Annotated in this window: 1 pseudogene; it reads left to right on the top strand. The window is 45.4% G+C overall.

What is annotated here, in order from left to right:
* Nucleotides 1-104 precede the first annotated feature (104 nt).
* Nucleotides 105-291 (top strand): annotated as a pseudogene (locus tag NE473_RS31960) (hypothetical protein); the annotation flags it as partial.

Below are 291 nucleotides of genomic sequence, written 5' to 3'. Positions count from 1 at the left end.
CGCAGGGAGATATTACCTGGCTGGAAGGTGAGCAGACTGAAAGCTTTGAGAGTCTGCTCCAGATGCTTTAGTTGATTGACAGAATATTTACTGGTCAATCGGAAATGGAGAAGGACATTAAGATTACCAGAGTCTGCCAGATAGCTGTTAATTCCTCTGAAAAGGGTCTGCTAATAGGAAGGGTACAGAACGCAGTTATTAATCGTTTGGAGAAGTTTAAGGGAACGATTGGCCTGGCTGATGCAATGGTACGTCTGTTTGAGGCAGGGGAGGGAGATCATGATTCCGGAA

It is taken from the genome of Hungatella sp. SL.1.14 (genome assembly GCF_024460495.1).
GTDB lineage: Bacteria > Bacillota > Clostridia > Lachnospirales > Lachnospiraceae > Hungatella > Hungatella hathewayi.
Note: the sequence above shows the minus strand (reverse complement) of the source record. Positions and strands in the feature narration are given on the sequence as shown.